7 protein-coding genes are annotated in these 7,405 nt (G+C 64.4%); all 7 read left to right on the top strand.

Translation table 11 applies throughout. The features are described from left to right. A partial coding sequence (locus VNN55_00145; GenBank protein ID HWO55958.1) for a VWA domain-containing protein occupies positions 1-919 on the top strand: 919 nt, incomplete at its 5' end. Positions 920-973: 54 nt separating this feature from the next. Then, positions 974-1,747: a tetratricopeptide repeat protein gene (locus VNN55_00140; GenBank protein HWO55957.1), complete on the top strand. Its 774-nt coding sequence runs from the start codon at positions 974-976 to the stop codon at positions 1,745-1,747. A 3-nt stretch (positions 1,748-1,750) separates the two neighbouring features. Then, positions 1,751-3,613: a BatD family protein gene (locus VNN55_00135; GenBank protein ID HWO55956.1), complete on the top strand. Its 1,863-nt coding sequence runs from the start codon at positions 1,751-1,753 to the stop codon at positions 3,611-3,613. A 2-nt stretch (positions 3,614-3,615) separates the two neighbouring features. Further along, positions 3,616-4,374, top strand: a complete 759-nt coding sequence (locus tag VNN55_00130; GenBank protein HWO55955.1) for a tetratricopeptide repeat protein — start codon at positions 3,616-3,618, stop codon at positions 4,372-4,374. Positions 4,375-4,542: 168 nt separating this feature from the next. Beyond that, the gene (locus VNN55_00125; protein ID HWO55954.1) at positions 4,543-5,625 is read left to right on the top strand and encodes a lysylphosphatidylglycerol synthase transmembrane domain-containing protein; all 1,083 of its coding nucleotides are present in this window, start codon (positions 4,543-4,545) and stop codon (positions 5,623-5,625) included. Positions 5,626-5,643: 18 nt separating this feature from the next. Continuing rightward, on the top strand, positions 5,644-6,564 hold the full coding sequence (gene rsgA / locus VNN55_00120; GenBank protein HWO55953.1) for a ribosome small subunit-dependent GTPase A: 921 nt from the start codon (positions 5,644-5,646) through the stop codon (positions 6,562-6,564). Between the two features lie 246 nt (positions 6,565-6,810). Beyond that, on the top strand, positions 6,811-7,176 hold the full coding sequence (locus tag VNN55_00115; protein HWO55952.1) for a hypothetical protein: 366 nt from the start codon (positions 6,811-6,813) through the stop codon (positions 7,174-7,176). Positions 7,177-7,405: the final 229 nt, after the last annotated feature.

The raw sequence follows: 7,405 nt of genomic DNA, 5'->3' as shown, positions 1-7,405 counted from the left end.
GCGGTTTGCCGATGCCGCCCTGTGGAAACAGCTGGCCGGCGAGGAGCCGGTCGCCGCGCGCCGTTGGAAACCCATCCTCTTTGTCCTCGCGGTGGCGCTGATGATCGTCGGGCTGGCCGGGCCGCAGTGGGGCGCGCGCGCCGTCATGCTGCAGCGGCGCGGCCTTGACATTGTGATCGCGCTGGATGTCTCGCGCTCGATGCTGGCGGCCGATGTCAAACCCAACCGCCTCGAACGCGCCAAACGTGAAATCTCCGGCATTCTCGACCGTCTCGCCGGCGACCGCATCGGGCTGGTGGTCTTCTCCGGCGATGCGTTTGTGCAGTGCCCGCTCACCCTCGATGCCTCCGCCGCGCGCATGCTGCTCGATGCGGTCGGGATCAACTCCGGCGGACGGCCCGGCACCGTCGTTGCCGACGCGATCGAAACCGCCATCGGCATGTATGAGCAGAACGAGCGTCAGTTCAAAATCCTGATCCTTGTCACCGACGGCGAGGGCCACGAGGGCGACCCGCTGGCCGCGGCGCAGAAGGCCGCCGAAGCCGGCATCCGCATCTACACCGTCGGCATCGGCACGCCGCAGGGCGAGCCGATCCCCGAATTCGACGAGCGCGGCAACCAGATCGGATTCAAGAAGGACGAAAACGGCCAGGTGGTACTCTCGAAACTCGACGAGGTCACCCTGCAAAAGATCGCGCTGGCCACCAACGGCCGCTATTTCCGCGCTGGCCCGGCGCAGATGGAACTTGATGCGCTCTTTGATGAATTGTCGACGCTGGAGAAAAAGGAGATGGAAGGCCGTCTGTTCACCGAATTCGAACAGCGCTTTCACTACTTCCTGATCCCGGCATTCCTGTTATTGGCGGTGGAAATGGCGCTGCCCGTCCGCCCGCGCCGGCCCGGCGCGCCGCCACGGTGAGGACCGAACACGGGCAGGAACTTCCGGCCCCTTATAACCCGACGTGATTGGCCAATGACGCTACGACTGACCATACTCCTCACTCTCCTCGTTGCCCTGACCGTCCCGGCGCAGGCCGACCAGTTTGCCCGGCGCAACAACACCGGCAACAAACTGCTGGCGAAAGGGCAGATCGACTCGGCCATTGCCGAGTACCGCGCCGCCCGTGTCGAACGGCCCGACCAGCCCGGCGTGGCCTACAATCTCGGCTCCGCCTACCATCAGAAAGGCATCTTTGACACCGCGCAGATGGAACTGCAAAACGCCATCGCGCATGTCGACCCGACGCTGAAGCCGAACGCCTACTACAACCTCGGCAACACATTCTACCGCATGCAGGAATACGAATCGGCCATCGAGGCCTACAAGCAGGCGCTGTTGGCCAATCCCTCCGACCTCGATGCCAAGCACAATCTCGAGATGGCCCTGCGTCAGATGAACCAGCAGGATTCCTCCAGCCAGAAGCAGGAGCAAAAGCAGGACCAGCAACAACAGGACTCGACCGGCCAACAGCAGCAAAACCAGCAACAGCAGAACCAGGACTCCACCCAGAATCAGCAGCAGCAACAGCAAAACCAGGACGGCAATCAGGACCAACAGCAGCAACAACAGCAGCCCGACCAGCCGCAGGAAGGACAGCCGCGTGAGCAACGACAGCCCAAGCCGGTGCAGGGCATGACCAAGGCCGATGCCGAACGCCTCCTCGACGCGCTCAAGAACAATGAACTGGCGCTGCAGAAGAAACGCGCGCAACGTACCACCGGCGAGAAGGTCGCCAAGGACTGGTAATCGATGTCAGCGCACGGCCGCCATCCATCGAATTCAGCGACCCGCCGCGGGATTTCGGCGCGGCGGCGTGCGGGCCTGATCGCCTCCCTGCTGCTTTTGCTCGGCGGCCTCGTTGCCCTGGTCCCGTCGGCGTCCGCCGACACCCGCATCACCGCCACGGTCGAACCGAAGAAGATCTCGATGTATGAGAACGTCACACTCGAGATCACGGTCACCAGCGACAACCAGAATGTGCCCCAGCCGCAACTGCCTCCGTTGACCGATTTTCAGGTGTTCTCCTCGGGACGCAGTCAGAGCATCCAGTACATCAACGGCCGGATCAGCGCCAGCGTTACGTACACCTATGTCCTGGCGCCGCGCCGGCCCGGACGGTTCACCATCGGCCCGGCCACGGTGACCGTCGGCGGCTCGGTCTACTCCACTCAGCCCGAGGCGGTGGTGGTCACCGATGCGCCGTCGCCGGCCCCGCGGCAGCAGACGCAACAGGATCCGGCCGCGCGGCGCACCAACCGCGAGCGTCATGTCTTCATCACCGCCTCGCTGGACAAGGACACGGCGTACGTCAATGAGCCGGTCACGTTCATCTTCCGTTTCTACACCGGCGAACGGCTCCTCTCCAATCCCGAGTACCAGCGGCCTGCCTTCACCGGCTTCTGGGTCGAGGATCTTCCCCCGCAGCGGAAGTACACGACCTCGATCGACGGGATCACCTATGAAGTGACCGAAATTCGCACCGCGCTTTTCCCCACCGAGGCGGGCGCGAAGCTGATTCCCCCGGCTGAGGTGAATGCGACCGTGCGCGGCACCCGTCGGCGCAGCAACCGGATGAACCCCTTTGACCTGTTCGACGACAGCTTCTTTGACCGCGGCGAGACTCTGCGCCTGACCACCGATCCGCTCAAGCTGGTGGTCTTGCCGACCCCGCCCACCTCGGTGTCACCGCCGCCCTCCGGACTGGTCGGCGAATTCGAAATCCGCGCCAAGGCCGACGTGCGCGAGGTCAATGTCGGCGACCCGGTGACCGTGAGCGTCACCATCACCGGCGAGGGAAACATCAAGGCGGTGCCGCGTCCCTACCGCGACACGATTCCCAACTTCCGCATGTTCTCCGGCGGCACCAGCGAGAACATCACCACCGCTGACTACCGCATCCGCGGCGCCAAGACCTTCGATGAAGTCTTCGTGCCCCAGCGCGCCGGGACCTACACGCTCCCGCAGTTTGCGCTGACTTACTTCGATCCCAAGGCGCGCGCCTACCAGACCGTGCGCACCGACCCGATCGAAATCACCGTCACCGGCGGCGCCGCCGACTTTACCATTCCGTCGCTGCGCCTGGAGCCGGATCAAATTTCTGATTTGGCCGCCGATGTGCGCTTCCTCAAGACCGATGGCGGCCATCTGCGTCGTCACACCGGGGCCGGGCTGTTCGGCTGGGCTTTCTGGGTCGGGCATTTCCTGCCGCTGTCGGGACTGATTGGATTCTTCATCTGGCGGCGCGGGGTTCTGCGCGAGGCGGCCGACCCGGTCGGACGGCGCCGCCGTCTGGCGCGCGCCGCGGCGCTGGCCCGCCTGCGCGGCGACAACGGCAAGGGACCGGCGCAGCCGCTGACCTACAGCGATCTGGCCGATGCGCTGTTGCAGTTCTATTCCGACCGCTACAACACCAGCGCGCAGGGACTCACCCGCGCCGAAATGCGCGCCCGCCTGACCGCCGAGGGACTGCCCGATACCACCATTCGCAGTTATCTCGAGCTGCTCGACCTCTGCGACCGCGGACGCTACGCCCCCGGCACCCAGAATCAGGTCGGCGCCGACACCGTCGCCCGCGCCGAAGCGATTATCGCCGCCATCGAGGCAGGAAAGTAGCCATGCGCCGCCTCCTTGTCCTGTTGCTCCTCCTCTCCGCCGCGCCGGTGACGCTCCGTGCGCAGGATCCACAGAAGCTCTTCGATGACGCGGTCTCCGCCTACCAGCGCGGTCGCTACGATTCGGCTGCCATTGGCTTTTCGCGCATCGTGCAGGGCGGCATCGATGATCCGCGCGTCTGGTACAACCTCGGCAACAGCCATTTCAAGTCGGGCCATATCGGCGCGGCATTGGTGTCCTACCGCCGCGGCCTGCGGTTGGCGCCGCGCGATGCCGACCTGATGGCCAATCTGCGTTATGTCCGTCTCTTCGCCGTTGACAAGATCGAACCCGTCGGCGAGTTGTTCCTGACCACCTGGTGGCGCGCCGCCGTCGATCGGCTCTCGCTCCAGGAGGCCCGTTGGCTCGCGTCCCTCATCTTCTGGCTGGCGGCCGTGTTGACCGTCTGGCGATTCTGGCCCGATCCCTCCCGTCGCGCACGGCTGCCGCTCTGGCTGGTGACCGGCATCTGGGTGGTCTGGCTTGTCGCCACCGGCGCGAGCGCCACTTGCTATGCCCGCGATGTCGCGGCGCGTGACGGTTTTGTCATTGCCACCCAAACCGAGGTGCGCGGCGGTCCGGGCGATGAATACACGTTGCAATTTGTCGCGCATGATGGCTTGGCCGGCGCCGTCGAACGCACCGAATCGGGTTGGCATCTGGTCCGTTTCCCCAACGGCCTCAAGGGCTGGCTGCCGGTTTCGTCCTTCGAAATCATCTGAGTTGTCGGGAATGTCCAACGCGCGGTCGCTTCGTCGTTTCCGCGCCCGCGGAGGTCCGGCCGCCCCGGTGCGCCGCCGCCCGCATTCCGATTGACTCCCCCCGCCAAACGGGCGATTTTGCCCTCTGGCCCCGGGCCAATTCCACCCCGGATCCCCGATGAACTGACCATGCAGGCGCGCACCTGGCGATGGATACGCATACTCGGCCTTCTGGCCGCCTTCGCTATCCTCGTCTTCATGTTCCGCAACACCGACCCGCGCGACATCTGGGCCGCCATCGCGCACATGGATGTCCGGTTCCTGATTCCGGTGCTGGTCGGCACGCTGGCCATGCCGCTGGCGCGCGCGGTACGGCTCAAGTTCATGATGGAGCCGCACCACCACCGTCCGTCACGGCGCGTCCTGGCCGTCTACAACGTCGGCCAGCTGCTCAACATCATGATGCCCGTCCTCACCGGCCAGGTGGCGCGCGTGCTTTTGTTCTCGCGCACTCTCGGCTTCACCAAGACCTTCGCCGCCACGCTGGTCATCCTCGAAGTGCTGTTTGATGGCCTGATCTTGCTGGTCATGGTTTTTGGCGCCTCGTTTTTGTTTGTCATGCCCGACTGGATGGTGCGCGGCGAGGTGATGATCTTTGTGGCCACGGCGCTGCTGTTGGGTTTCTTCTACTTCGTCCTGCACCACAGCAAACGCAACCAGGGGCCGCCGAACTGGTTCCACCGCCATGCCCCCGCCCGCGTGGTCCGCGAATGGGACAACATCAAGGCCTCGTTCGTCGCCGGGCTCAACATGCTCAAGAGCACCCGGCACCTGCTTCTGGTGTCGCTGTTGTCGCTGGCCTCGTGGGTTGCCCATGCGTTCATCGTGCTGTTCCTCCTGCGCGCTTTCGATTTTGACGTCCCCTTCTGGGGGGCGATGGTGATTTTGATCGTCAACACCATCGTGATCATGATCCCCGTCAGTCCCGGCAACATCGGCACCTTCCAGCTGGCCTGCATCATCGGGCTGTCGTTCTTCGGCATCCCGAAGGACCGCGCCCTGGGCTTCTCCATCCTGTTGCATCTCGCCGAAGTCGGACCGGTCTTCGTGTTGGGCACCATCGCCTCGTTTTCCGCCCACGTCCGGATCAGCGAATTCCACGCCGAGGAGCTGCTGGCCGAGAAGGAACGGCTCGCCGCGCAACCGCTCATCATTCCGGAGAAAGCCGACTTCGTCGAGGACCCGCTCCCGCCCACGTCCACCTCGGCGTAGGGGAAATGCCGTCGCCTTATGGCCGAAGAACGCACGCTCTCAGGACGCGTCATCCGCAGTTTCGGCAACCGCTTCATCGTGCTCACCGCCGAGGGCACCTATGATTGCGCCCTGCGCGGAAAGTTCCGGCTCAGCGACACGAAGATTCTCAACCCGGTCGCCGTCGGCGACCGGGTTCTGATCACCGTTGAGGACACCCCCTACGGCGTGATCGAAGAAGTCGAGCCGCGCAAGAACAAGCTCTCGCGCCCTGACGTCCTCAAGCCCGACTGGGAACAAATCGTCGTCGCCAATTGCGACCAGCTGGTGGTGGTTGCTTCGGTCGCGCGCCCGAAACTGAAGTATGGTACCATCGACCGTTTCCTGCTGGCGGGGGAGAAGGCCGGATTGGAATGCGCCGTGGTCTTGACCAAAATCGACCTGGCCAAACCGGGCGCCTATGAGCGGGTGCTGGACGTCTATCGCAGCGCGGGGTATCCGATCATCGCCACCTGCGCCCTCAGCGGGCAGGGCATCGAGGAACTGCGCCGCCTGACCCAGTGGAAGACCTCGATTTTCGCCGGCCATTCCGGCGTGGGGAAATCCTCGCTGCTCAATGCGCTCGAACCGGGGCTGGGCATCAAGACACGCGAAGTCTCCGAAGCCACCAACAAGGGCACACACACCACGACGTATGTTGAATTGCATCCGCTGACCTATGGCGGCTTCATCGCCGACACCCCCGGCATCCGCGCCATCGGCCTCTGGCAGGTCACCCCCGAGGTCCTGCCGCAGCTGTATCCCGAGTTCCGGCCCCATCACGGCCAGTGCCGCTTCAGCAACTGCCTTCACATCGGCGAACCCGGCTGCCGCATCAAGGAAGCGGTCGACAGGGGAGAGATCGCCCCCGAACGTTACGACGGCTACCTTCGCATCCGCACCACCCTCGACGAAGAGTAGGATGACGGACAACATTGTCCGACCTCCTGAAAGAAGAATGATAGGAGGACAGACATTCCTGTCTGTCCATCGCCTCGTGAGGTGGGTCCGCTCTTGGGACCCGCCGAACGAGGCGATCCACACGGCAGGGCCGCCCTCCCGTTCCCCCTTGCCCGACGGCGATCTCCCCCCTAAAATATCCCTGCTATGCGCCCGTCATTGGCCGTTAACGCCAGCCTGTCCCTCGTCGTCCTCACTGTGGCGGCGATGGGTTGCCGCGCCAAGACCGTCGATCCACTCGACCGGATCAAGGCGTTGATTCCCGAGGTCGAAACCCGGCTCAATCGCCGCGATCTGGCGGGCCTCAAGCGGATGGGGACCGAACGGTTCGAGTCGAACGCCTTCGTGATCGACATCTTCGCCGACCGTGCGCGCGACTCCGTCGCGCTGGCGCTGTCGCGCATTCATCAGGACGGCGCCGATGCGACCCTGTTTCTTCAGATGACCAGCCGCCAGACCGGCGCCCGGCAGGAATTGCGCCTGCATTTGCGCGGCAACGGCCGCTGGAAAATCGACGGCTATGAAGTGGTCGCGCCCGGCGCTGATACGATTGGAACCAATCCGCCGTCGTAAGCGACGCATCCAATCCCGACACGCGGTGTATAAGTTGATTTCCCGCGGGGTAGCCGCCAACCTTTACCGGGTCAGGACATGAAACGAGTCGCCGCTCAAATTCTCTTCTTCGTGATCGCCGCCGGCGTGTTGGCGGTCGGGCGCAATACCGTCGCGCCGGGGCGCATCCCCTGGGTCGGCGACTGGGGCAAACCGGCGGTGGTCGAGGGGGACTCGATCATCCGCCCCG

The sequence above is a fragment of the bacterium genome (assembly GCA_035559435.1).
GTDB lineage: Bacteria > Zixibacteria > MSB-5A5 > WJJR01 > WJJR01 > JACQFV01.
This window is presented reverse-complemented; position numbering and strand designations above follow the sequence as displayed.

What these genes read in the sequence shown, in the direction of transcription:
- VNN55_00140 (HWO55957.1), top strand. Translation starts at nt 974, where the DNA reads ATGACGCTACGACTGACCATACTCCTCACTCTCCTCGTTGCCCTGACC.
- VNN55_00135 (HWO55956.1), top strand. Translation starts at nt 1,751, where the DNA reads ATGTCAGCGCACGGCCGCCATCCATCGAATTCAGCGACCCGCCGCGGG.
- VNN55_00130 (HWO55955.1), top strand. Translation starts at nt 3,616, where the DNA reads ATGCGCCGCCTCCTTGTCCTGTTGCTCCTCCTCTCCGCCGCGCCGGTG.
- VNN55_00125 (HWO55954.1), top strand. Translation starts at nt 4,543, where the DNA reads ATGCAGGCGCGCACCTGGCGATGGATACGCATACTCGGCCTTCTGGCC.
- rsgA (HWO55953.1), top strand. Translation starts at nt 5,644, where the DNA reads ATGGCCGAAGAACGCACGCTCTCAGGACGCGTCATCCGCAGTTTCGGC.
- VNN55_00115 (HWO55952.1), top strand. Translation starts at nt 6,811, where the DNA reads ATGGGTTGCCGCGCCAAGACCGTCGATCCACTCGACCGGATCAAGGCG.